At 71.6% G+C, this 23,738-nt stretch carries 17 protein-coding genes; 13 read left to right on the top strand and 4 right to left on the bottom strand.

The window, feature by feature from the left end; genetic code table 11:
• The first annotated feature begins 29 nt into the window (after positions 1–29).
• The 4 genes from ACN267_RS04930 to fxsT all read left to right on the top strand — a co-directional run bounded on the left by ACN267_RS04930 (position 30) and on the right by fxsT (position 7,898).
• The gene (locus tag ACN267_RS04930; RefSeq protein WP_204961504.1) at positions 30–203 is read left to right on the top strand and encodes a hypothetical protein; all 174 of its coding nucleotides are present in this window, start codon (positions 30–32) and stop codon (positions 201–203) included.
• Positions 204–208: 5 nt separating this feature from the next.
• Positions 209–2,515 carry an FxsB family cyclophane-forming radical SAM/SPASM peptide maturase gene (locus ACN267_RS04925; RefSeq protein ID WP_421488028.1) on the top strand — a complete coding sequence of 769 codons (2,307 nt, stop codon included), beginning with the start codon at positions 209–211 and terminating at the stop codon, positions 2,513–2,515.
• Positions 2,516–2,775: 260 nt separating this feature from the next.
• Positions 2,776–3,966: a TIR-like protein FxsC gene (locus tag ACN267_RS04920; protein ID WP_204961502.1), complete on the top strand. Its 1,191-nt coding sequence runs from the start codon at positions 2,776–2,778 to the stop codon at positions 3,964–3,966.
• Complete coding sequence (fxsT, locus tag ACN267_RS04915) at positions 3,963–7,898, top strand: FxSxx-COOH system tetratricopeptide repeat protein (protein ID WP_421488027.1); 3,936 nt, start codon at positions 3,963–3,965, stop codon at positions 7,896–7,898. Before ACN267_RS04920 ends, fxsT begins: the two co-directional genes overlap by 4 nt.
• 18 nt (positions 7,899–7,916) lie before the next feature.
• On the opposite strand, the gene ACN267_RS04910 is transcribed toward fxsT, so the two are convergent.
• The 3 genes from ACN267_RS04910 to ACN267_RS04900 all read right to left on the bottom strand — a co-directional run bounded on the left by ACN267_RS04910 (position 7,917) and on the right by ACN267_RS04900 (position 13,780).
• Complete coding sequence (locus tag ACN267_RS04910; RefSeq protein ID WP_421488026.1) at positions 7,917–11,339, bottom strand: NACHT domain-containing protein; 3,423 nt, start codon at positions 11,337–11,339, stop codon at positions 7,917–7,919.
• A 97-nt stretch (positions 11,340–11,436) separates the two neighbouring features.
• Complete coding sequence (locus ACN267_RS04905) at positions 11,437–12,810, bottom strand: glycoside hydrolase family 43 protein (protein WP_421488025.1); 1,374 nt, start codon at positions 12,808–12,810, stop codon at positions 11,437–11,439.
• 145 nt (positions 12,811–12,955) lie between these two features.
• Entirely contained in the window at positions 12,956–13,780 is an 825-nt protein-coding gene (locus tag ACN267_RS04900; protein WP_421488024.1) for an amidohydrolase family protein, read from the bottom strand.
• A gap of 111 nt (positions 13,781–13,891) precedes the next feature.
• Here ACN267_RS04900 and ACN267_RS04895 point away from each other — a divergent pair, with 111 nt between their 5' ends.
• The 6 genes from ACN267_RS04895 to ACN267_RS04870 all read left to right on the top strand — a co-directional run bounded on the left by ACN267_RS04895 (position 13,892) and on the right by ACN267_RS04870 (position 19,642).
• Positions 13,892–15,139, top strand: coding sequence for a M20 metallopeptidase family protein (locus ACN267_RS04895; protein ID WP_421488023.1), 1,248 nt, complete (start codon positions 13,892–13,894; stop codon positions 15,137–15,139).
• Positions 15,136–16,122 carry a Gfo/Idh/MocA family protein gene (locus ACN267_RS04890; protein WP_204961496.1) on the top strand — a complete coding sequence of 329 codons (987 nt, stop codon included), beginning with the start codon at positions 15,136–15,138 and terminating at the stop codon, positions 16,120–16,122. Before ACN267_RS04895 ends, ACN267_RS04890 begins: the two co-directional genes overlap by 4 nt.
• Before the next feature lie 28 nt (positions 16,123–16,150).
• Positions 16,151–17,446, top strand: a complete 1,296-nt coding sequence (locus tag ACN267_RS04885; protein ID WP_232377010.1) for an ABC transporter substrate-binding protein — start codon at positions 16,151–16,153, stop codon at positions 17,444–17,446.
• A gap of 62 nt (positions 17,447–17,508) precedes the next feature.
• Positions 17,509–18,465: a carbohydrate ABC transporter permease gene (locus ACN267_RS04880; RefSeq protein ID WP_204961495.1), complete on the top strand. Its 957-nt coding sequence runs from the start codon at positions 17,509–17,511 to the stop codon at positions 18,463–18,465.
• On the top strand, positions 18,462–19,295 hold the full coding sequence (locus ACN267_RS04875; RefSeq protein ID WP_088644292.1) for a carbohydrate ABC transporter permease: 834 nt from the start codon (positions 18,462–18,464) through the stop codon (positions 19,293–19,295). The genes ACN267_RS04880 and ACN267_RS04875 overlap by 4 nt, the downstream gene beginning before the upstream one ends.
• A gap of 26 nt (positions 19,296–19,321) precedes the next feature.
• The gene (locus ACN267_RS04870; protein ID WP_204961494.1) at positions 19,322–19,642 is read left to right on the top strand and encodes an L-rhamnose mutarotase; all 321 of its coding nucleotides are present in this window, start codon (positions 19,322–19,324) and stop codon (positions 19,640–19,642) included.
• Between the two features lie 65 nt (positions 19,643–19,707).
• Here ACN267_RS04870 and ACN267_RS04865 read toward each other — a convergent pair whose 3' ends face one another.
• Entirely contained in the window at positions 19,708–20,838 is a 1,131-nt protein-coding gene (locus tag ACN267_RS04865; RefSeq protein WP_204961493.1) for a mandelate racemase/muconate lactonizing enzyme family protein, read from the bottom strand.
• Between the two features lie 130 nt (positions 20,839–20,968).
• Here ACN267_RS04865 and ACN267_RS04860 point away from each other — a divergent pair, with 130 nt between their 5' ends.
• From ACN267_RS04860 to ACN267_RS04850, 3 genes are read left to right on the top strand one after another with little or no spacing between them, the layout of a single operon-like run.
• Complete coding sequence (locus ACN267_RS04860; protein WP_204961492.1) at positions 20,969–21,904, top strand: thiamine pyrophosphate-dependent dehydrogenase E1 component subunit alpha; 936 nt, start codon at positions 20,969–20,971, stop codon at positions 21,902–21,904.
• On the top strand, positions 21,897–22,877 hold the full coding sequence (locus ACN267_RS04855; protein WP_204961491.1) for an alpha-ketoacid dehydrogenase subunit beta: 981 nt from the start codon (positions 21,897–21,899) through the stop codon (positions 22,875–22,877). The genes ACN267_RS04860 and ACN267_RS04855 overlap by 8 nt, the downstream gene beginning before the upstream one ends.
• Positions 22,874–23,731 (top strand): SDR family NAD(P)-dependent oxidoreductase, encoded by an 858-nt coding sequence (locus ACN267_RS04850; RefSeq protein WP_204961490.1) that lies wholly within the window; start codon positions 22,874–22,876, stop codon positions 23,729–23,731. Before ACN267_RS04855 ends, ACN267_RS04850 begins: the two co-directional genes overlap by 4 nt.
• Positions 23,732–23,738: the final 7 nt, after the last annotated feature.

The raw sequence follows: 23,738 nt of genomic DNA, 5'->3' as shown, positions 1-23,738 counted from the left end.
GCGCGCTCACGAATACCGAAGGAAGACTCATGACGACCGCACCCATGCGCCAGGATGATCACCCGGTGTCACTGGGCACGGTTCGCGCGGAGCCATTGGACCGCCTCTCCGCTGCGGACATCTCTCCGATCGTGCGCCGGGTGATAGCGGCTCACCTCGACCAGAGCAGAAGCCCCGTGGCGAAGTTCTCGTCGTTCATCTGACCGTCATGCATCCCGTACCGGCCCGTGCGGCGTTGACCGAGTTCGTCCTCAAGGTCCATGCCAGGTGCGATCTGGCCTGCGACCACTGCTACATCTACGAACACGCGGACCAGAGCTGGCGGCGACGTCCGGCGCGAATGACGTCCGAAGTGCTCGCCGCTGCGGCGGGCCGAATCGCCGAACACGCCGCCGCGCATCAGCTTACGGACATATCGGTTATCTTGCACGGCGGTGAGCCGTTACTGCTCGGACCCGTACGGATGCGCGACGTTCTCGCCGAACTACGGCGCGTCATCGGCGCGGTCACCCGACTCCGGATCGGCATGCAGACCAACGGGGTGCTCCTGTCCGAGCAGTTCTGCGACCTGCTGGCCGAATACGACGTCTCGGTCGGGGTCTCGCTGGACGGCGGGCGTGCCGCGAACGACCTGCACCGACGGTTCCGCAATGGCGACAGCAGCTACGACCAGGCCCTGCGGGCCCTCGCTCTACTGCGACGCCCGGCGTACCGCCGGCTGTGGTCGGGTCTGTTGTGCACCGTGGACATCCGCAACGACCCGGTCGGGGTCTACGAGGCGCTCCTCGCCCAGCAGCCGCCCCGGATCGACTTCCTGCTCCCCCATGCCAACTGGGACGTCCCACCGCCACGGCCCCGTGGGGCCACCATCAGCTACGGCGGCTGGCTGCGTGCCATCTACGACAGGTGGTGCGCCGACGGACGGCCAGTCCCGGTCCGGCTCTACGACTCGCTGCTGTCCACGGCCACGGGCGGCCCCAGCGGCACGGAGATGCTGGGGCTCGACCCGGTCGACCTCGCCGTCATCGAGACCGACGGCGAGTGGGAGCAGGCGGACTCGCTCAAGACCGCCTACCACGGCGCACCAGCCACCGGCATGACCGTCTTCTCCCACCCGGCCGACGAGGTCGCCGCCAGCCCGCAACTGGCCCGTCGCCGGGCGGGCCGCTCCGGGCTCGCCGACGAGTGCCGCCGGTGCCCGGTGGTCGAACAGTGCGGCGGCGGCCTCTTCGCCCACCGCTACCGTGCGGGACGGTTCGACCACCCGAGCGTCTACTGCACCGACCTGAAAGAACTGATCGTGCACGTACGAGAGAACCCGCCCGCCCCGGTCCGGCTCGACACCGGGTCGACCGACGACCTCATCGATCGCGTGACCACCCCGACAGGTGACCGGCTCGCCATCGAGCACCTCGTCGACGCGCAGACGGCCATCGTCCGTGCGCTGCTGCGGGGGGTGGCCGACGACCTGCCCCCCGGTGGCGCCGCAGCGGACGGCTGGGCGGCGCTGACCGAGCTCGACCGGCGCGCGCCGGGATCCGTCGCCCGCGTCACCGCCCACCCGTACGTGCGCGTGTGGGCGGTCGACTGCCTGGCCGGGATGGCGGCCGGCCATCGACACGGGGTCGACTACCTCGGGTCGATCGCCGCCGCCGCGGCGATCGACGCCGGTGTGCCACTGACCCTGACCGTGCCGGTCCGCAACGACCGCCTGCACCTGCCGACCATCGGCACGGTGCTGCTGCCCGAGGTCGGCGACGGCACGGCCCGGGTCCACGTCGAGAAGGGCGGCCTGCGGGTGACAGGTGACGACGTGGCCGTCGCGATCCGCGCCGGTGCGGGCGGCGACACCGCCCGGTGGCAACCGACGCGCAGGCTGGTCACCTCGGACGTGACGGTGCTGCTGGAGGACGGTGACCCGCACCGCGAATGCCACCGGTTGCCGGCCACCGGACGGCTGGCCGACGCGGATGCCGCCAGGTGGGGCGTCACCTTCGCGACGGCCTGGGAGATCATCACCGACGAGGTCCCCGGCCGCGCCGAGGAGCTGGGGGCGGGTCTGCGCGCCCTGGTGCCCCTGCGGCGCAGCGGCGGCGGGGTGAGCGAAGCCTCGACCGCGCGGCAGGCCTTCGGCGGCGTGGCCGCCACGGAGACCGACCCCGGGTCCCTGGCGGTCCTGCTGGTGCACGAGTTCCAGCACAGCAAGATGAACGCCCTGCTCGACATCGTCGACCTGGTCGACAGCGCGCGGCCGACCAGCGTCGTGGTCGGTTGGCGGCCCGACCCGCGTCCCGCGGAGGCCGTCCTGCACGGCATCTACGCGCATGCGGCGGTGGCGGACATCTGGCGGATCCGGGCCGACCGCCGGGTCGACGGCGCACTGGCCACCTACCGTCGCTACCGCGACTGGACCATCGAGGCGATCACCGCCCTCGACCGCACGGACGCGCTCACTCCGGCGGGTTCGCGGCTCCTGCGGCGCATCGCCCACTGCGTGACGGGCTGGCCCTCCTGACCGTCGCCGCCCGCACGACGCACCGACCTGGCGGCGACCCGGGCAACGGGGCGTCCGCGCCCGTCGACTCAGGGGCGGCGACCGCGCCCCTGAGGGCCGATGGACGGTCCGTCATGTCGTCAGGTGAAGACCTGGTCACCGCAGGGCAACGTCTTTACTCTGATCGATACACTCCACAACGTGTCGACTGGAGAGCAGAGCGTGATCATTGCCGGTTGGCGGTCGGGACGCTCTGTCCGCGCGCACAGGGTCGTGTCGACGTGAACCATGACCGACCCCTCCCCGCCGGCACCCGTTACTTCTTCCTCAGCTACGTCCCCCCACCGACGCACAACGAGCGCACCCCCGGCGACCACTGGGTGCGTCGCTTCTACCACGACCTCAACCTGGCCATCGACGGGCAGCCGGGAGTTCGGTTACGCCGGCGTGGCTTCGCCGCCTTCACCGTACGTCCACCGGAGGACCGGGCGGAACAGCGGCGGCTGGCGCTCGCGGAGGCCGAGGTGTTCGTTCCGCTCTACTCACCCGACTATCTCAACCGCGACGACACGCGACGGGAACGGGAGTGGTTCCGGCAACGGCTGCAACGGGCCGGTCGACCGACCGACGGGGACAACATCCTCCCGGTGCTGTGGACCCCGTCGCCCGCAGCCGTCCACGCGCCCGACCAGGCCCGCGCCCTGGCGATGGGCACCGACGTGGACGCCTACGTCGCCGACGGCATGAGCGCGCTCTGCCGGTTGCAGACCCACCAGAAGGCCTACCAGGAACTCCTGGGCCGGCTGGCCCGGCACATCGTCGACACCGCCGAGCGGACACCGTTGCAGCCGGCGGAGCCGCCCTCCGGGCGCACCGACGTGCCCTCGTCCCCCACCAGCGAGGTGCCCTTCCGGTCCGTGGTGATCGCCCCCGACCAGCCGTCGAGCCCGGGCCGGCTCAACGGGCGGTTCCACACCCACGCCGACCGGTGGCGGCCGTTCCCGGGCCAACGGCCGGTCGTCGACGACGTGACCGACGCCGCCCAACGGTTACGGCTGCCGATCGATGTCCGGGACTTCGTACCCGACACCGATCTGTTCCGGGACTGTCCCGGCGTGATCATGATCGATCCACTGGTGGTCGAGACCGACGACGGTGCGGAGGCCGTCCGCGCAGCCGTGGACTGCCTCCGCAACTGGGTGGGCGTCGTGGTGATCGTCGACGCCTCGGTGCCGAACCACCGCACACACGCGACGGCGCTACTCGACCGGACGGTGGCGATGATCCCCGCACCGGCCCGGCCCCTCGCGGTGACGACGCACGCCGAGTGGCAGGCCGGCATTCTCGGCCTGGTCGACCGGATGCGACGCCGCTACCTCGACGCGAGGCCGGCCTACCCGCCACCGGGGCCGCCGATCAGCAAACCCCGGCTCTCGGAGCACCCCCTGCCCGACGAAGGAATGGACACATGACCCGACGCGAGGGACAGGTCGTCACCTTCTACTCCTACAAGGGCGGCACCGGCCGGACGATGGCCCTGGCCAACGTCGCCTGGATCCTCGCCGCCAACGGCAAGCGGGTGCTGGCCGTCGACTGGGACCTCGAATCACCCGGGTTGGCGCGCTTCTTCACACCGTTCATCGACCGCAACGCGCTGGAGAGTACCGGCGGGGTGATCGACCTGATCCGCGAGTACGAGTGGGCGACCGCCACCGTGCAGGACAAGGGCGACGAGCGCTGGCACGAGCAGTACGCGCGGGTCCACAAGTACTCCTTCTCGTTGAACTGGTCCAACTTCCCCGGTGACGGCACCCTCGACTTCCTCTCGGCCGGCCAGCAGAACAACGACTACGCCGGCGCGCTCGCCGGCATGAACTGGGACGAGTTCTACGAGCGGCAGGGCGGCGGGCACTTCTTCGACGCGCTGCGGGCCGACATGCGGCGCAACTACGACTACGTCCTCATCGACAGCCGCACCGGCTTCTCCGACGTCGCCGACATCTGCACCATGCAACTGCCCGACATCCTCGTCGCCTGTTTCACGCTCAGCGACCAGGGCATCAGCGGCGCAGCCACGGTGGCCCGCCTGGTCGAGCACCGCTCCGAGGCGCGACAGATCCGGGTGCTGCCCGTGCCGATGCGGATCGATCCCGCGGAGAAGGTCAAGGCGGACACCGGTCGCGCCGTGGCCCAGCAGCGCTTCAGCGGTCTGCCGAGCGGGATGAACGAGGCTGAGCGCGACCGGTACTGGGCCCGGATGCAGGTTCCCTACCAGGCCTTCTACGCCTACGAGGAGTTGCTGGCCACCTTCGCCGACCAGCCAGGCGTCAACGGCTCGCTGTTGTCGGCGTACGAGGTCCTGGCCCGGGAGATCACCCGGGGGGAGGTCGACTCGCTGCCCCCGATGAGCAGCACGGTACGCGACCGGATCAACGTCCGTTTCACCCGTACGGCCACGTCGGTGGAGAACGAGATCCTGCTGCGCCACGCACCCTACGACCGGGTCTGGGCGGAGTGGATCGGCCACCTGCTCGCCTCGGCCGACGTACGGGTGACCGACCCGTGGTTCGTCGACGACGTGGTGCCCGGCACCGCCCGCGAGCTGATCATCGTCTCCGAGGCCAACGCCAACGAGGAGGCGGTGCTCGCGGCGGCGGACCGGTCACCCGACCAGGTCCCGCTGGTGGTCTACGTCGCCGACGTCCGGCGGCTCGCCAACGTGCCGGCCGCGCATGCCGCCTCGGTCGCCGGGTTGGAGGCGCGGACGGCAGCCGCACGGATCCTGCGCCTCGTCGGCCGGGACGGGCTGGCCGACGACATCGAACTGCCGACCGGACCCCGCTTCCCCGGACGCGACAACACCGTCTTCGAGGTGCCGGGCCGCAACAAGCGGTTCACCGGTCGCGAGGAGGACCTGCGCGAACTGCGTACGCTGCTGCGCAGCAGCCCGAAGGTGGTGTTGGCCGGCACCGGTCCGGTGACGTTGCAGGGCATGGGTGGCATCGGCAAGAGTCAGCTGGCGCTGGAGTACGCCCACCGCTACCGCGCCGCCTACGACATGGTGTGGTGGATCGACGCCGACCAGGTGCCGTTCATCGAGTCCGCCATCGGTGACCTGGCGCCCCACCTGGGCGTGCCGTTGTCGGAGTCGAACCGGGAGAACGCCCGGCTGGTGCTCCAGGCGTTACGGCACACCGATCTGCGGTGGCTGCTCATCATGGACAATGCCGACGAGGTCGAGGGCGTCCTGCCGTATGTGCCGGACGGCAGGGGTCACGTCCTGATCACGTCACGGAACCTCCAGTGGATCGAGCGGGCCGCCACCGTCCAGGTCGACGTGTTCAAACGGCCGGAGAGCATCCAGCACCTCATGGAGCGGGTGCCCAACATGCGGGCCGAGCAGGCCGACCGGGTCGCCTCCCTGCTCGGCGACCTGCCGATCGCGGTGACCGCCGCTGCGGCCTGGCTGGCTGACACCGGCCACTCGGTCGACGACTACCTCGCCGAGATCACCCGTTTCGGTCCGGGTGCGGTGATGGAGCCGAACAGCAACGTCTCGGTGGAGGCCACCTGGGAACTGTCGCTGAGCCACCTGCGGACCGGAAGTCCGGCGGCCTACCGGGTGCTGCAACTGTGTTCGGTGCTCGCGCCGGAGATCTCCGCCGACCTGGTCTACAGCGACGAGTTCGCCGAGGCGCTGGTGCCCTTCCATCCCCAGGCCAAGGAACGGCTGGTCCGTCAACAGCTGGTGCAGCAGGCGAACCGGCTCGCCCTGGTCCGGGTCGACCTGCGCGCCGACACCCAGGCGGGGGGCGAGCGGGGCAGGGGCGGACTGGTGATCATGCACCGCCTGTTGCAGCACGCCGTGCGGTCCCGGATGACCGAGGAGGAACTCGCCGAGGCGCATCGCCAGGTGCACCTCGTGCTGGCCGCCGCCCGCCCGGACGGCGAGGTCGACGATCCGGAGGGATGGCCCCGGTTCCGGGTGATCTGGCCGCACCTGGAGGCCTCCAAGGCGCTGCTCAGCAGCCGGGTCGAGGTACGCTCCCTGATGATCGACCGGGTCCGCTACCTGATGCTGCGGGGTGACCTGGAGAGCGGCCGGCTGCTCGGCCAGGAGGTCGCCGACGCGTGGGAGCGGTTACTGGCGGCGGAGACCGACGAGTCCGCGCGCAACGACCTGCGCCGACAGTTGCTGCACCTACAGTTCAACCTCGCCAACATCCTCGCCTTCCTGGGGCAGTTCACGCAGTCCCGGGCGCTCGACGAGCAGGTGCTCTCGGCGCAGCGTGAGCTGCTCGGTGAGGACCACCCGCACACCCTGATGACGGCCGGCGGGCTGGCCCGCGACCTGCGCGGTCTCGGCCTGTACAGCGAGGCCCTGCGGCTGGACGAGGGCACCTTCAACGCCTGGAAGCGCAACTTCACCGAGGAGCATCCCCGGACCCTGGCCGCCCTCAACAACCTCGCCAGCACCCAGCGGTTGATGGGGCGCTTCCGTGAGGCGCGCAGGAACGACGAGGCCGTGGTGGCCGGCCGCCGTGCCATCCTGGGCGAGAACCATCCGGACGCGCTCGCCTCGTCCGCCTACGTCGGCATCGACATGCGCGACGCGGGCGACTACGAACAATCGGTCACCCGGCTGCGCAGTGTGCACCAGGATCTGCTGCACACGGCGGGCCCCGAGCATCTGATCACCCTGCGGACGCAGACGAACCTGGCAGTCTCGCTGCGCGCCGCCGGCAACGCGGTCGAGGCGGACCCCCTCCTCGAAGCCGCCTACGAACTGCTCACCCAGCGGTTCGGACCCGACAACCCCGAGACCCTGACCTGCCGGCTGAGCCTGTCCATCAACCTGCTCACCCTCGACCTCTTCCAACGCGCCAGCCGGGAACTCACCGAGGTGCACCGCATCTACCAGAGCAATCTCGGCTCCGACCATCCGTTGACCCTGGTCTGTCTGGTCAACCTGGCCATGGTCGCCCGCCGGGCCGGTGACTTCGCGCAGGCGCGGCAGCTCGCCGGCGATTCGGCAGCGGCGCTCGCGACCGTGCTGGGTGCCGACCATCCGTATCCGCTCTCCGGGTGGATGAACCTGGGCATCTGTCTCGCCGACCAGCCGGACCCCCCGGAAGGCCGGGAGGCCGCCGACAGGCAGGCGCTCGACCTGCTGCGGCACGCCTGCGAGGGCCTCGTCGACAGGCTCGGCCCGGATCACCCCAACACGCTGCGGTCACGGGCGAACCTGCTGCTGATGCAGGACCGGACCGGTTCCGGCCGGCGGGGAGAGATCGAGGCGGTCATCCGTGAGCTCGCCTACCGGATGGGTGAGCACCACCCGGCCGTGGACACCGTACGCCAGCGTCGGCTGCAACGCCGCATCATCGACCCCCATCCGATCTGACCCGCGCCCGGTCCCCGGCTAGGTCGCAGGCGGAGTCTGCCCGAGCAGGCGCAGCGCCGCACGGGCGGCGGGCAGGGTGGGCTCCGCCGGTGTCCGGCCGTGCGCCCGCAGATAGTCGAGAAGCAGACGACGCAGTCTCCCCTCGTCGAGGAACTCGTCAGGCAGCCGGTGTGCGAGCAGTTCGGCCATCGTGGTGGGCGGAATCTTGTGCCAGGCGAGATCGGCGTACTCGCCCAACGCCATCAGCAGCCACAGCGCGGTGCGGTTGTCGACCTGCGCGGCGGCGAACTGCTCGGCCATCTCGGCCGAGACCACGCCGTCCTCCAGGGGAAGCTCGGCCAGCCGCGCCTCGATGTCGGCAAGCACGGTCCGCACCCGGGGGACGTGACGCTCCGGGAGCCGGTCGAGCCCGCGCCGAAGGATCAGCGCGTGCAGCACGGCATGGTCCTCGGGAACGCCGATGAGATCGAGCAGGGCGGGAAACTCGTCGATCAGGTAGGGACAGGCGATGATCAGCTCGGGTAGTGCGGTCACCGAGCTGGGCACCCGGGTCAGCGCCACCCGGGTCAGCCCGCAGACCACCTCCCGGGGCAGTTGGGCGGCGTCCTCCGCCAGGCACTCCAGCAGCAGCGTGGCGCTCGTGCTGGACACCGCGTCGGGACGGTCCACGGCCCGTTCCCACAGCCGCCGGTAGCTCAGCTCGTCGTAGAGGATGAGGTGACGCAGGGACGGCACCGGCCACCGCCTGGTGGCCAGCGCCACCAGTTCGGCGTGGAAGCGGGCCGCCTCGAAGCTGTCCGGCTGTCGGTCACGCCAGGCCCGCGCTCCGGCCTGGAGCTGACCGTAGGTGGTGACGTCACCGAGCAGCCGGGCCTCCTCGGCGGCCACCGACATGCCGGCCCGGCGGACCCGCCGTCGTCCGACCCGGCCGTCGACGTCCCGCCCGAACCAGCTGAGCATGGTCACCTGGTCCTTCTCGGCCAGACCTGCCCGCCACAGCCGGACGGTGGACACCCAGGTGTCGTCGTCCATCAGGTCGGTGTACGGCACGCCGTCGGCCGACACCAGCACGGCCAGCGTCACCAGGTTCGCGGTGTAGGCGGCGAGCAGCCGCACCGGGTCGAAGGGAGCGGGCCGGTAGCCGTCCACCCCCGCGAGGTTGCCCCGTTGCCGGGCCCCGGCCAGCAGTCCGACGATGGCCGCGGTCATGCCGCTGCGCTCCTCCGGGTGCCGGGAACTGAGTTCCTCGACGAAGGCGACCACCGCCTCCCGCTTGACCAGGGGTTGGTGGGACAGCAGGGCACGGAACTGGCCGGTGTCGAGCTGGTGGCCGAAGCTGGTGGGGGTGCGGGTGCGCCGGTGCAGGTCGGCGAGTTCGCGCAGTGATCCCACCACGTACTCGGCGATCAGGAAGTCACCGATGGTCGCGTGCAGGAACTCGTACGTCCGCCGGGTGTCCTCGCCCTGGAGGTCGTCCGGACCGTACACGACGAAGAAGGCGGCGGTGACGAGTTGTTCCGGCCCGAGCACGTCACCGAGTTCGAAGCGGGAGCCGTCACCGACGCCACCGCCGAAGCAGTCCAGGTCGGCCCGGAGCGTGGCCCGGTTCACCACTTCGCGGTTGCGGTTGAACATGGCGAACGCGGTGACCGCCAGGTCGTGGCGCAGGCGGTGTTCACGGGCGTCCCGCTCGTGCTGGTCGAGGGTGTCAGGTGACTTCTCGGCGACCTGCCGCCGGATGAAGGCCGTGAGCAGACCGGTGAAGAGGTCGGACCGCGAGATCCCGGCTTCGGGGCGACGGTCGACGCGGTGTTCGTTGTAATGGATGGCCAGCAGGGTGAGCAGCAGCGGTTGGTGGGCGAGTTCACCGTGCGACAGCAGATCCTGGGCCGCCAGCTGTCGGTAGCCCGGCTGTTTCTCGTTGGCGGTGTTGACGGCGGCCACCCACGTGTGCACCTGTGCGTCGGTCAGGTCTTCGAGGCGGACCAGCACGGTGCCCTGGGGGACGCTGACCCGGTCCATCACCAGCATCCGGGACGTGATGATCGGGATGACCGAACAGCCCAGGTCCCACTGGGCCTCCTGGAACTCGGCGACCCGTTCGATGTACTGGGCGTGGGCCGTGCCGCTGACCTGGACGAGTTCGTCGAACCCGTCGAACACCACCACGATGGTCGTGTTGCTCGTGGCCCGGCGCAGGTCCGCCCACCGGATACGCTCGTCCATCACCTGTTCGATCGCGGACTCGATCTGTTCCGTCGGCGACGTGGCACCCGACAGCCGACGCAGTGGCACGGTGATCGCGGTGAACCGGGTCGCCGGCAGCCGCGCCGCGATGACCCGGGTCAACAGCGTCTTTCCCGCCCCCGGCTGGCCCAGCACCAGCAGGGGGCGGTGCAGGCTCGCCGGATCGGTCAGGTAGTCGGAGAGGAAGCCGACGAGGTCACTGCTTCGCTGCTGCTCCGCCCACCACAGGTCCCGCTCCGGCGCGGCGTCCTTGTCCTGGGTGGCGATCCGGAAGTCGGGGCTGATGAAGCCGTGTTCCACAGTCGGCAGGCGCAGGTCGAAGACGATGTCCTTGATTCTCAGCAACGGTTGGCGGAACACCGCGGTCAGTGACGCGGTGAGCCGGTCGAGGGATTCGCGGAGCATGTCGGGCCGGTCGGCCGGTGCCGATCCGACCAGCCCCGACAGGTTCGTCGACAGCTCGGCCAACGCGTCCAACCGGTGCGTCACGTCCAGGGACAGCTGCCGGTTGTCATTGCGGTTGTGTTCGATCTCCTGCCGGAGCATCCGGAATCCGAACTCCGGAAGGTCGGCGGCGAGGCGGTCGAACCGGGCCTCGTAGTACTGCATGCTGCGCTCGACGACCCGGGACCGCAGCGACGTGAGGTCCAGCCCGCGCCGCACCTCGCTCCACGCGGCGAGACCCTCGCAGAAGGCGATGGTGGCATCGTGCAGGAGGACGTACGCCTTCTTCATGTCGCGGCGGGTATCGCCCATGCCGTACACCGACGACGGCAGCGGGAAGTGTCCTGCGTCGATCTCCTGCGGCAGGGTGCGCTGACGACGACCGGCCGACGCCATGGCCGTCTTCTCGGCATCGGTCAGTTCCAGCCGGTCGAAGCCCGGCCCCACCTCGTCCCGGAAGCCGTCGAAGAAGGCGGCCAAGGCCAGGACCGTGTGGCTGGCCTCCAGCAGCTCGTAGTAGGACTTCCCCCCGGAGGACCTGATCCGGCCGGCCTGGTTGCCTGTCGCGTCGCGGACGAGTTGCAGAAGCGTGTTCGTCGGACCGAGCAGGGCCAACGCCGCACCGTTGGTGAGCGCTCCGGCTCCCAGGATCCCCACGTTGACGATCTTGCCGGCGTCGGTGATGCGGGCGTTGCCGGGAGCCAGGAGCCGTAACGCATCCCGATAGCTGAGGCTCGAACGGCGCGGCATGCCGCCCCTTCCGCTGCGGGGGGTCGGATCCACTGAGGATACGCAACCCGGTGACCGGGCGCTGTCGGACATTCACCCGCTGGCAGCACCCGGGGGGTCAGTAGCCGATCCGGAAGGTGGCGTCCTGCCGGTCGGTGGCCGGTGAGCTGCCGGTGAGCGGGTCGATGCGCAGCAGGTAGGCGTAGTGGCGCAGGTACCGGTCGGGGAAGTTGTACGAGCGGAACGACGTCCACGAGGAGTCGGCGAGGCCGGCCGTGCGGTAGAACGTGGCGTCGCCCCGGAACGCGCTGGTGCCGTCGTTGGCCGCCAGCCGGATCGTGTAGTCGTAGTGGCGCAGGTAGCGGTCGGGGTAGTTCACCGAGCGCAACGACACCCCGGCCGGGTCGGCCAGGCCGGGCACCAGGGTCCACAGTTGGTCCTGGTACGGCTCGAACGGGTACGTGTCGATGCGTCCGACGTTGTCGGCGTGCCGCAGGTAGCGGTCCGGGAAGTTGTACGACTTGATCCGGTTCCAGGTGGGCAGCCCCCAGGCGGCGGTGAGCGCGGTGAGCTCGGCCGCGGTGACCGGGGTGATCCCGGGATGCTTGGAGTTCAACGGCTGGGTGTACGCCCGGTCGTTGAGCAGGCTCCACGTGCCACCCGCCACGTTGCCGGTCTGCCAGCAGAAGAACCGCCCGTTCGGGCTCCACGTGTCGCCCCACAGGTACCAGGTGTTCGCGGTGTGGGACTTGACGATCTGCGGGGCCTCGACACCTCGGCCGGGGCCGATGGCGGCGGTGTGGACACTGAAGCTGCCCGGGTCGAGGGTGGTGGAACGGGTGCCGAGCAGGGTGCTGTTGGTGTTGTTCTTGAAGTACATGTAGTTGACCCCGTTGACGCTGACGAAGCTGCCGTCGATGGCGTCGTAGCCGGGGTCGAAGAACGTCTGCGGGGCGGACGCGGTCACGAAGTCGGCGGTGTAGTTGACCATCAGCACGTTACGGCCGCCGGTGACGGCGGAGTAGACCACCGCGTACTGCCCGCGCCCGGGGTCCCAGTACGCCTCGGGCGCCCAGGCGTGGGTGGCCAGGGAGTGCACCTTGAGCAGCCGGTAGCCGGTGAAGGTGCGCAGGTCGACCGAGTCCCAGACGTGCAGGTACTGGCTCTGGTAGTTCCAGTCGGTGCCGTTGAGGTCGGTGGCGAGCACCACGAAGCCGCCGTTCTGCCTGCGCAGGACGAACGGGTCGCGCAGGCCCCGGCTGCCCAGCGTCGGGGTGGCGACGGGGCGGTTCTGGTTCAGCGGGGTCCAGTTCAGGCCGTCGGTGCTGACGGCGAGGTGCAGGCCGTAGTTGGCGGCGGTCATGTTCGGCGACTCGGTGAAGTAGGCCATGACATAGCCGTCGCCGGGGGCGGCGGACGCGGCGGTGGGGCGCAGCAGGGTCGCGCCGGCGAGGGCGGCACCGGTGGCGGACAGCAGGGTACGACGCTTCAACGGGTCACCTCGGGGTGGTGGAGGCGGGGTGGCGGTGGTCCCCGTACGGTATCGCTGACATCGATGACGTCAAGTGTCTCGGTGGGCCCGGTCCCCCCTGCCCCGCAGGTCGGACGCATCGCGCCCCGGGCCGGTCGACTCCCGCTCAGCCGTCCAGGGCGCGCAACAGGTTGCCGCCGAACACGTCGGCCGCCTCGGCGGCGGAGAGTCCGTCGAGGCCGACCGGGTGCAGGGTCTGGGCGAACGACACGTGGTCGAGGCTGGGGGCGAAGTCGGAACCCCAGTAGAGCCGGCGCGCGCCGAAGTGGTGCAGCAGCGTCGCGACGAAGGGTCGGGCGGCGGGGTGCGGGTAGCCCTCGGCGGGGTCGCTGACGGCGTACAGGCCGGAGACCTTGACCCCGACGTGGGGCAGCCGGGCCAGGTCGGTCAGCGGGGCGAGCCGGTCGGCGGCGGCCGGGAGGTCCGGGACGGCCGGCTGCCGGCCGGGCAGGCCGAGGTGGCTGAACAGCACCGGGCAGCCGTCGAGGGCGGCCAGCGCCCGGCCGAGCCGTCCGGCGGCCTCGGGTGGGGCGTTGAGGCTGAGGACCATTGCCGCGTCGGTGAGCGCCCCGGCGACCTGCGTCAGCCACCCGGCGAAGGCGTCGGCGGCGGCCGGGTCCGGCAGGTATGCGGCGAGGCCGGCGAATCCCGCCGACCGGAGGCGGTCCAGTCCGGCCGGGTCGACGCCGGTGACCGGAACGTACGCCAGCGGGGCGATCCAGTCGTGCGCGGCGGCGAGCCGGGCGAGGTGCCGGTTGTTGCCGGTGAACTCCGGGCCGCCCTCGTAGCCGACCACGAGGGCCCGGGAGATGCCGTGTTCGTGGCGCAACGTCCGGTAGACGGCGAGTTCGTCACCCCCGGCCGGTGACCTTCCGTACCGGCCGGGATAACCGTCGGCGAACAGGTGCAGGTGGGCGTCGGCGCGTTCCATGGGGCGGACCATAACCGATTCTGAGCTGCCCATTGACGCGGGAGGACCCCTCGCTTAGGTTCTTGTCTCAATTAGGTCCGGATTATCGGACGTAGGCGAGGAGTGAACCGCGTGGTGCAGGCGCACGAGGACGTTGACGATCTGGTACGGCTGCGTCGGCAGCTTCACCAGCACCCCGAGCTGCGGTTCACTGAACAGCAGACCGCCACCGTGCTCGCCGGGCGGCTCGCGCCGATCGCCCGGGTGCGCACCGGCGTCGCCGGCACCGGCCTGCTCGCGGAGATCGAAGGACATGCCGAAGGACCGTCGGTGTTGCTTCGGGCCGATATGGACGCCTATCCGGTGCAGGACGCCAAGCAGGTGGGATGGGCGTCGACCAACCCGGGGGTCTGTCACGCCTGCGGGCACGACGTGCACATGACCGTGATGGCCGGCGTCGCCGCCCGGCTCGCCGCCGACCCGCCCGCCCGGGGTTCGGTGACCGTGCTGTTCCAGCCGGCCGAGGAGATCCCGTTCGGCGCGACCTCCGGCGCCGCCGCGGTGCTCGCCGACGAGGCCCTGCGCGACCGGCGCTTCGACGCCGTCCTCGGCCTGCACTGCTGGCCGGACCTGCCGGTGGGGACGATCGGGGTGGACCGGGTGACCGCGATGGCGGCCAAGGACGCGTTCCGGTTCGAGGTGACCGGCCGGGCCGCGCACGCCGCCACCCCGGCCCTGGGCCGCGACGCGATCCTCGGTCTCGCCGGCATCGTCAACCTGCTGCACGCCGGGGTGGCCCGCTCCCGCAACCCGCATGAGCTGGTGGCGTTCAACATCGGCACGATCGCCGGCGGGGCCAGCCAGAGCCAGGTCGCCGAACGGGCCGAGGCCACCGGCACGCTGCGCACCCACGACGAGGCCGTCCGCGCCCGGCTCAAGGAGGTCATCGAGCGGATCGCCCGGCAGCAGGCCGCGGCGCTCGACCTCGGGCTGCGGTTCACCTGGGCCAACGAGATGCCCCCGGTCCGCAACGCGGCGGCCCTGGTGGCGCTCGCCCGCGCCGAACTGCCCGGGGTGGTCGAGGTCGCCGACCTGACCGAACCCCCACTGACCACCGACGACTTCGCGCTGCTCGCCGCGCTCGGCCCCAGCCTGTACGTCAAGCTCGGCGTCACCGGCGAGCAGGGCGGCGCGCCGCTGCACTCCGGCGCGTTCGACGTCGACGAACGCTGCCTGCACGTCGGGGTGACCGCCCTGGAGCGGCTCACCCGGGCGGTGCTCGACGGCCGGCTGGCCGCTTCCGACGGTCACGGGGACGCCGGGGCCGGCCGGCCCGGCCCGGGTGACCGGGCCGACGCCGTCGAGGCGGTCCGGGCGTGAGCCGCCCGTCGGTGGCCGTGATCGGGGCCGGGGCGTTCGGGGTCCGGCACCTGGCCGCGTACCGGTCGCTCGGGGTGCCGGTGACCGCCCTGGTCGAGCCGGACCCCGCGACCCGCGCCCGGGTGGCCGCCCAGTACCAGGTGCCGCAGGCGTACGCCGACGTCGCCGGCCTGCTCGCCGACGCGACGCCGGACGCCGCCTCGGTCTGCGTGCCCGGCCCGGCGCACCGGACGGTGGCCGTGGCGCTGCTCGACGCCGGGGTGCCGGTGCTGGTGGAGAAGCCGTTGGCCACCACCGTCACCGACGCCGCCGCCATCGTCGCCACCGCCGGCCGCACCGGCGTGCTCTGCCAGCCGGGGCACATTCTGCGGCACAGCCCGCCGCACCGGGCCCTGCACGACGCGATCCGCGCCGGCCGGCTGGGCGACGTGCTCGCCGTGTCGTCCCGCCGCGACCGGCCCCGCACCCTGAGCCGGCTCTTCCCGCGCGAACACCCCGCGCTGCTCACCGCCGTCCACGACATCGACCTGGCCCTCTGGTACGCCGGAGCGCCGGTGGTCGAGGTCCGCGCGGCGGCCCGGACCCGACCCGGATCGGCCACCCCGGTCCTGGTGTGGGCGGAGCTGCGACACGCCAACGACGTCGTGTCGTCGATCCGCAACAGCTACCTGCTTCCCGAGAACACTCCCCACCACACCTCGGACCTGGTCGAGGTGTACGGCACCGACGGGGTCGCCCACGTCGACCTCGGCCACCCCACGCTGCTCGTCCAGGGCGAGCCGACCGAGGCGCCGGACTGGCTGTTGTCCCCGGTCGACGGCGGCGGCGCGCTCGCCGCCGAGCTGCGGCACTTCCTGAGCCGGATCGACGGCACCGCACCGACGGCGGTCGTCCCGCTCGCCGACGGACTGCACGTGGTGCAGGTCGCCGAGGCCGTGGCCGGCAGCGCCGACAGCGGCGGCGCGGTCCGCCGACTCCCCTGAGCCCCCCACCTGTGACAGGAGCTAACCGATGTTTCGACGGAGATTGGCCGGCGCCCTCGCCGCCGGCATGGCCGCCGCCGCCCTGCTGACCGGATGCGGTGGCGACGACGCCGCCGACGGCCCGGTCACCCTCAAGGTGCTGACCTGGGAGCCGGGTGGGGCCGAGTACTGGAAGCAGGTCAAGACCAGCTTCGAGGGCAGCCACCCGGACATCAAACTGGAGATGCAGTCCGTCCCGTTCGACAAGTACCCCGAGGTGCAGGGCCCGTACATCACCTCGCAGTCGGGGCCGGACGTGATGGCCAACAACGCCGGGCTGGAGCTGTTCGACAGGCGCGGCGCGTACGTGCCGCTGGGTGACAAGGCCGCCGAGATCACCAAGGACCTGGTCACCTACAGCGGGGCCTGCGAGGGCTTCGACACGAGCAAGACCTGCTACGGGGTGCCGTTCTCCTACCAGGGCAACGTCCTGTACTACAACAAGGCCGTCCTGACCGCCGCCGGGTTGAACCCGGAGCAGCCGCCGGCCACCTGGGACGAGTTCGGGGCCGCCTGCGAGGCGGTGAAGAAGGCCGGCAAGACCTGCCTGGCGCTGGGACTGTCCGGCACCTTCCCCGCGTACTGGGACTTCCCGGAGATCGCCCGTAACTACCTGACCGAGGACGACATCCGGGCGCTGCTCGCCGGGAAGCTGTCCTGGAAGGACCCGAAGCTGGTGTCGGTGCTCGGCAAGCTGGCCGAGATCACCACCAAGGGCTGGGCCAACAAGAACGCCCCGTCGATCACGATGCTGCCCGACGGCGCGGACATCTTCCAGCGCGGTGACGCCGCGTTCGCCGGGACCATCATCTCCGACGCGGTGAACTGGGAGGCGTTCGGCAAGGCGTTGGGCGACGACAAGCTCGGCGTCACCCGCTGGCCGGCGATCGACCCGGCCGCGCCGCTGGCCGGCAAGTTCTCCGGCATCGAGGGTGCGGTCTACGGGGTCACCCAGTGGAGCGAGAAGAAGCAGGCCGGGCTGGAGTTCATCAGCTGGCTCGCCGGTAAGGAGAACGGCGAGCTCTGGGTGAAGTACGGCAAGGGCCAGCCGCTGAACAGGACCGTCGACAAGGCGCTGCTGCCGTCGTCGCCGGCCTTCCTCAAGATCCAGGAGCTGGTCGCCCAGCCGACCCTGCACGCGGGCGTGATGCTCTCCGGCCCGGAGGCCGATGCCCTGGCCCGGGGCTGGCAGCAGGTCACCCTCGGCCAGCTCACCGTGGACAAGTGGGCCGACCAGATGCAGCAGGCGCTGGAGCGCAGTCCCACGAAGAAGCAGGGCAAGTGACCACCGGCGGGCGGGGCGATGTGGTGTCGCCCCGCCCGCCCGACCCGGGGAGAGGAACCCTGATGACGATCTCCACCGCGCCGGTGTCGGACCCGGTGGCCGCCGACGGCCGACCCGCGCCGACCCGCCGACGGCGTCCCGGGCACGCCCGGGAGTGGTGGCTGGGCGCCGCCCTGGTGCTCCCCGCCGTGGTGCTGGCCGTGCTGTTCAAGCTGGTGCCGCTGGTCCGGGGGGTGGTCACCAGCTTCGAGTCGTCAAGCGGCTTCGGTGGCAGCGAGTTCGCCGGGGCGGACAACTACACCCGGATGTTCGACGACCCGATGGTGCTCACCAGCTTCCGCAACGCGCTGCTGGTGGTGGCCACCCTGCCGGTGTGGATCGTCCTCCCGTTGATCCTGGCGCTGCTGATCCACCAACGGTCGCCCGGGTGGAAGTTCTTCCGGGCGGTGTACTTCGTGCCGTACACCATCGCGCCGATCGTGGTCGGCATCATGTTCCGGCAGATCCTCGCCCCCGACGGACCGCTGAACGCCCTGCTGCGGTTCGTCGGCCTGCAACCGCTGGCGATCGAGTGGCTCAACGGCCGCTACAGCGCGCTGTTCTCGCTGGTGGCGGTCGCCCTGTGGAGCTTCTTCGGGCTCGGCGTGATGACCTACCTCGCCGGCCTGGCCACCATCCCCGAGGAGACCCTGGAGGCGGCCTACCTGGACGGGGCCGGGTTCTTCCGGCGGCTGTGGTCGGTGGTCGTGCCGATGCTGCGCCCGACCGTGGCGTACTGGAGCGTGCTGTGCGCCTCGGGCGTGCTGATCTGGCTGTTCCCGCTGATCTACGCGCTGACCCAGGGTGGGCCGGGCGACGCCACCATGCTCCCCGAGTACCTGGTCTTCCTCACCACCTTCCAGTTCCTGGACCGCGGCTACGGCTCGGCCATCGGCATCGCCCTGTTCGTCTTCGTCGCCGTGCTGTCGATCTTCAGCGTCCGGCACATGTTCACCGAGGGGACGCGTAAGCCGCGATGAACCCGCGACACTTCGCCCGGATCGGGCGCTACCTGTTGACCTTCGCGCTGGTCGTCGTCGCCGTCGCGGCGATCTACCCGCTGCTGTTCACCGTGGTCAGCTCGGTGAAGACGCAGTCCGGTTTCGCCGACGACCCGCTGGGCCTGCCGGCCGGGATCACCTTCGAGAACTACCTGGAGGCGTTCCGCCGGATGGACATGCCCCGGCTGCTGCTCAACTCGCTGGTCACCACGCTCGGCGGGTTGGTGCTGTCGGTGCTCGCCGCCCTGCTGGTCGCGTACGCGGTGACCAAGCTGCGGTTCCGGGGCGGGAAGGTGGTCTTCCTGCTGATCATCGTGACGCTGACCATCCCCAGCCAGGCGATCATCTACCCGCTCTACCAGACGGTGCTGGACCTGGGCATGTCCGGCCAGTACCAGGGTCTGATCCTGGCGTACGCGGCGTTCGGGCTGCCGCTGGGCACCTACCAGCTCGCCGGCTACTTCCAGCAGGTGCCCGACGAGCTGATCGAGGCGGCCCGGGTCGACGGCGCGGGGCACCTGACCATCCTGTTCCGGCTGCTCGCCCCGATCGCCACCCCGGCCATCGCGGCGCTGGCCATCTTCAACTTCGTCTGGATGTGGAACGACCTGCTGCTGCCGCTGGTCATCATGGGCGGGTCGGACAGCAAGACGCTGATGGTCGGCGTCTCCCTGCTCAGCGGCCAGTACGACGTGTCGGTCCCGCTGGTCAGCGCCGGCCTGATCGTGGCGCTGCTGCCGGTGCTGATCGTCTACCTGGTCTTCCAGCGGCAACTCGTCTCCGGCGCGCTCGCCGGCTCCGGCAAGTGACGCCGGCGGCCGGGCCGGGTGAGCAGGTGTGCCACCTGTACCGGCTGCGCCCCGGCGCGCAGGCCGAGTACGAGCGGCGGCATGCCCGGATATGGCCTGAGCTGTCCGCGCTGCTCGACGAGGCGGGCGTCTACGACTACCACATCTACCGGCACGACCTGCTGCTGATCTGCGTGCTGCGGACCCGTCACGGGTTCGCGCACGCCCGCGCGGTGACCGCCGCCTCGCCGGTGCAGGCCCGCTGGACGGCGTCGCTGTCGGAGCTGTTCGCCGAGATCGCCGACGCCGACGGTGAGCCGCTGTGGGCGTACCCGGTGTTCCACCACCCGGGGCAGCCGCCGCCGTGAGCGGCGCGACCACGTCACGACGGCCCGGCGGGGAGATCCCGGCCGGGCCGTCGCGGTGCCCGCCGTCAGACCGCGTACGCCACCGAACCGTCGGCGCGCAGCGGGATGCGGGTCAGCGGCCGGCCGGTCAGGTCCAGCGGGCGGGTGTCGGTCAGGTCGAGGGTCACGCCCAGGCCGGGTTCCTGCGGCACCGGCAGGAACCCGCCCTCACGGCGGACGCAGGCCCGCGCCGGGCCGTCGGCGAGCTGGTCGTCCAGCGGCGAGTACTCCTGGGTGACGAAGTTCGGGATGACCGTGTCGAGCTGCACCGAGGCCATGGTGAGCAGCGGACCCAGGCAGTTGTGGGTGACCACGGCCGCGTGGTGCGCCTCGGCCAGCGCGGCGATCTTGCGGGCGTGGCTGAGCCCACCGGCCAGCCCGACGTCGGGCCGGACGTACTGGGCGCCGGCCTGGGCCAGCAGCTCCTTGAACTCCCAGATGGTGTGCAGCCGTTCCCCGTTGGCCATCGGCACGCCCGACGCCCGCCGGCCCACCTCGGCCTGGCTGCTCACGCTGTCGATCTGGATCGGGTCCTCGACCAGCAGCGGCAGGTGCCGGGCCAGCGCCGGCACCACCGCCTGCGCCTGCAACGGGGTGAGCTTGCGGTGCAGCTCGATGAGCAGGTCGACGTCCGGGCCGACGGTGTCGCGGACGGCGGCGGTGGTGGCCTCGGTCTCGGCCACCAGCCGGGCCTGCGACAGGTCGCCGTAGGCGGCCGGCAGCGGGTCGAACTTCACGGCGGTGAAGCCGTCGGCGACCGCGGCGGCGGCCTGTTCGGCCAGCGCCTGCGCGCCGGTGCCGGGCAGCAGCAGGTGCAGCCGGATGCGGTCGCGGACCCGGCCGCCGAGCAACTGCCACACCGGCACCCCGAGCCGCTTGCCCAGCAGGTCCCACAGCGCCAGGTCGACGGCGGAGACGGCGGCGGTGAGCACCGAGCCGCGGAACGGGCCCATCCGGTAGAGGTGGTGCCAGTGGTGCTCGATGCGGTCCGGGTCGGCCCCGAGCAGGTACGGCCGGAACGTCTGCACCACGGCGTGCACCGCGTCGGGGTATCCCCAGCACGCGGACTGGCCCACCCCGGTCCGCCCGTCGGACGTGCGTACCTGGACGAAGTGCGCGTCTCCGCGTACCGCCGACTCCACCTCGACGATCTCCATGCCGACTCCCCCAATTAGAGACCAATAACGGCCACAAACTTGCTTGTGCACTCTTCCATAGCCCTGGACTGCTGGTCTAGGCTCCTCAACCAACGAGCCGGAATAGGGCTCAATTATCTCTGGGGGTGTGATGGGGCAGCTCGACGACTATCGGCTGATGGCCCGGATCCGCCGGTTCGAGGAGCGGCTGACCGCCCTCAAGGACGCCGGTGAGATCCCGGGCTCGATCCACCTGTGCAACGGCCAGGAGGCCATCCCGGTCGGCGCGTGCCGGGCGCTGCGCGACGGCGACCACGTCACCGCCACCTACCGCGGCCACGGCTGGGCGATCGCCCGCGGCGTCGACCTCGCCGGCCTGTTCGCCGAGATGATGGGACGCGACTCGGCCCTGTGCGGCGGACGGGCGGCCTCGCCGTACCTGTCCGACCCGGGACGCTGGTTCGTCGGCGAGAACTCCATCGTCGGCGCGGGCGTGCCGATCGCCACCGGCGCGGCGCTCACCGCCCAGCGCACCGGCAGCGGGGCGGTCAGCGTGGTCAGCATCGGCGACGGCGCGATGAACCAGGGCAACGTGCACGAGGCGCTCAACCTCGCCGCCGTGCTCGACCTGCCGCTGGTGCTGGTGCTGGAGAACAACGTCTACTCCGAGATGTCCCGGATCTCCGACATGGTGCGGGTGAAGCAGCTCGCCGAACGGGCCGCCGGCTACGGCCTGCCCGGCCGGGTCGTCGACGGCAACGACCCCGACGCCGTCGCCGAGGCGGTCACCGAGGCCGTCGACCGGGCCCGGGAGGGCTCCGGCCCGTCCATCGTGGAGGCGATGACCGAACGCCTCGTCGGCCACTACAGCGGCGACGTGCAGCACTACCGCCCGGCCGGCGAGATCGCCGCCGCCCGGCAACGCGAACCCCTGGCCCGCATCCGCCAGGCCGCCGACGCCGACCTGACCGCCCGGCTCGACGCCATCGACGCCGAGGTGTCCGCCGAGATCGAAGCCGCCGTCACCGCCGCCCGCGCCGTCCCCCACCCGGACCCGGCGACCGCCGAGGAGCACGTCTATGTCTGAGTCGCTGCGCTACATCCAGGCCGTCAACGCCGCCCTCACCTGGGCCCTGGACAGCCGGACCGACACCATCTACTTCGGCGAGGACGTCGCGCTGCCCGGCGGCCCCTTCGGCGCGACCAAGGGACTGCACAAGCGGTTCGGCTCCGAACGGATCTTCGACACCCCGATCTCCGAGACCGGCTTCCTCGGCATGGCCCTCGGCGCGGCCATGACCGGACTGCGCCCCATCGCCGAGATCATGTACGCCGACTTCTCGTTCGTCGCGATGGACCAGATCGTCAACCAGATCGCCACCATCCACTACTCCAGCGCCGGCCGGTGGAAGGCCCCGCTGGTGATCCGGATGCAGCAGGGCTACTCCCCCGGGGCGTGCGCCCAGCACTCACACTCGCCGGAGGCGTACTTCGCGCACACCCCGGGCCTGCGGGTCGCCCTGCCGGCCACCCCCGACGACGCGTACCAGATGCTGCGCACCGCCGTGGTCAGCGACGACCCGGTGGTGGTCGCCGAGGCCCGGATGCTCTACCCGACCCGGGGCCCGGTCCGCACCGACGCCCCGGTCGAGCCCGTCGGCGGGGCCCGGGTGGTCCGCCCCGGCACCGACGTCACCGTCGTGGCCTGGTCCCGGATGGTCTCGGCGGCCCTCGACGCCGCCGGCGCCCTGGCCGAGGAGGGCATCGACGTCGAGGTGGTCGACCTGCGCTGGCTCAACCCGCTCGACTTCGACACCGTCGCCGCGTCGGTGGCCCGCACCGGCCGGCTGGTCGTCGCCCACGAGGCCAACCTGACCGGCGGCTTCGGCGCGGAGATCGCCGCCCGCGCCGCCACCGAGTGCTTCACCGACCTGCGCGCCCCGATCGCCCGGGTCGCCGCACCGGACGTGCCGATGCCCGCCGCGCCCGCCCTCCAGGCCGTCGTGGTGCCCGAGGCGGCCACCGTCGCCGACGCCGTCCGTCGGACGGTCCGGGCGTGAACGACGCCGTCCCGCCCGCTGCCGCGGGCGCACCCGACGCACACCGGCCGGCCGGCGCGGACCCGCACGACGGCACCCCGCCGGCCGGCGTCGGCACCCCCGGCACCGCACCCGCCGGTCTGCTCGCCGGCCGGCGGGTGGTGGTCGTCGGCGGCGCGTCCGGCATCGGCCGGGCCACCGTCGCCGCCGCCGCGGCGGCCGGCGCGGCCGTCGCCGTGCTCGACGCCGACGCGGTCGGCGCGGACACCGCCGCCGCGCAGGTCCGCGACGGCGGCGGCCGGGCCTGCGCGCACCGGGTGGACGTCAGCGTCGAGACCGAGGTCGCCGAGGCGCTCGACGCCGCCGCCGCCGACCTCGGCGGGATCGACGCCGTGCTGCACGTCGCCGGGGTGATGCGCGGGCAGGGCCTCGACGTCCGGGACGTGCCGGTCGCGCTCTGGGCCCAGGTCATCGCCGTCAACCTCACCGGTCCGTTCCTGGTCGCCAAGCACGCCGCCCGGCACCTGCTCCCCCACGGCGGGGTGCTCGTGCTGGTCGGCTCCAAGGCGGGCGTGCAGACCGGCTCAGGCTCGGTACCCTACGGCGCGAGCAAGGGAGGGTTGCACGGTCTGGCGCTCACACTGGCCCGCCAGCTCGGTCCACAGGGGATCCGGGTGCACACGCTCTGCCCCGGCGACATCGACACGCCACTGATGCGGCGGTCGCTGTCCGAGGCACGGGCCAACGGCGCCGACGGCGGACGGATCGCCGCCGTCGAGGCCACGCTGGGCCGCCCCGAGGACGTCGCCTCGGCGCTGGTCCTGCTGGCGTCGTCGGCGAGCGCCGGCCTCACCGGCACGGTCTGTACCGGCTGAGCACCCC

The sequence above is a fragment of the Micromonospora sp. WMMD734 genome (genome assembly GCF_049178975.1).
Lineage (GTDB): Bacteria > Actinomycetota > Actinomycetes > Mycobacteriales > Micromonosporaceae > Micromonospora > Micromonospora wenchangensis.
Note: the sequence above shows the minus strand (reverse complement) of the source record. Positions and strands in the feature narration are given on the sequence as shown.

Bases quoted from the DNA above. Each gene is read 5' to 3' on its own strand.
- ACN267_RS04855 (WP_204961491.1), top strand. From the start codon at position 21,897: ATGTCTGAGTCGCTGCGCTACATCCAGGCCGTCAACGCCGCCCTCACC.
- ACN267_RS04930 (WP_204961504.1), top strand. From the start codon at position 30: ATGACGACCGCACCCATGCGCCAGGATGATCACCCGGTGTCACTGGGC.
- ACN267_RS04860 (WP_204961492.1), top strand. From the start codon at position 20,969: ATGGGGCAGCTCGACGACTATCGGCTGATGGCCCGGATCCGCCGGTTC.
- ACN267_RS04910 (WP_421488026.1), bottom strand. From the start codon at position 11,339: ATGCCGCGCCGTTCGAGCCTCAGCTATCGGGATGCGTTACGGCTCCTG.
- ACN267_RS04885 (WP_232377010.1), top strand. From the start codon at position 16,151: ATGTTTCGACGGAGATTGGCCGGCGCCCTCGCCGCCGGCATGGCCGCC.
- fxsT (WP_421488027.1), top strand. From the start codon at position 3,963: ATGACCCGACGCGAGGGACAGGTCGTCACCTTCTACTCCTACAAGGGC.
- ACN267_RS04875 (WP_088644292.1), top strand. From the start codon at position 18,462: ATGAACCCGCGACACTTCGCCCGGATCGGGCGCTACCTGTTGACCTTC.
- ACN267_RS04880 (WP_204961495.1), top strand. From the start codon at position 17,509: ATGACGATCTCCACCGCGCCGGTGTCGGACCCGGTGGCCGCCGACGGC.
- ACN267_RS04925 (WP_421488028.1), top strand. From the start codon at position 209: ATGCATCCCGTACCGGCCCGTGCGGCGTTGACCGAGTTCGTCCTCAAG.
- ACN267_RS04900 (WP_421488024.1), bottom strand. From the start codon at position 13,780: ATGGAACGCGCCGACGCCCACCTGCACCTGTTCGCCGACGGTTATCCC.
- ACN267_RS04865 (WP_204961493.1), bottom strand. From the start codon at position 20,838: ATGGAGATCGTCGAGGTGGAGTCGGCGGTACGCGGAGACGCGCACTTC.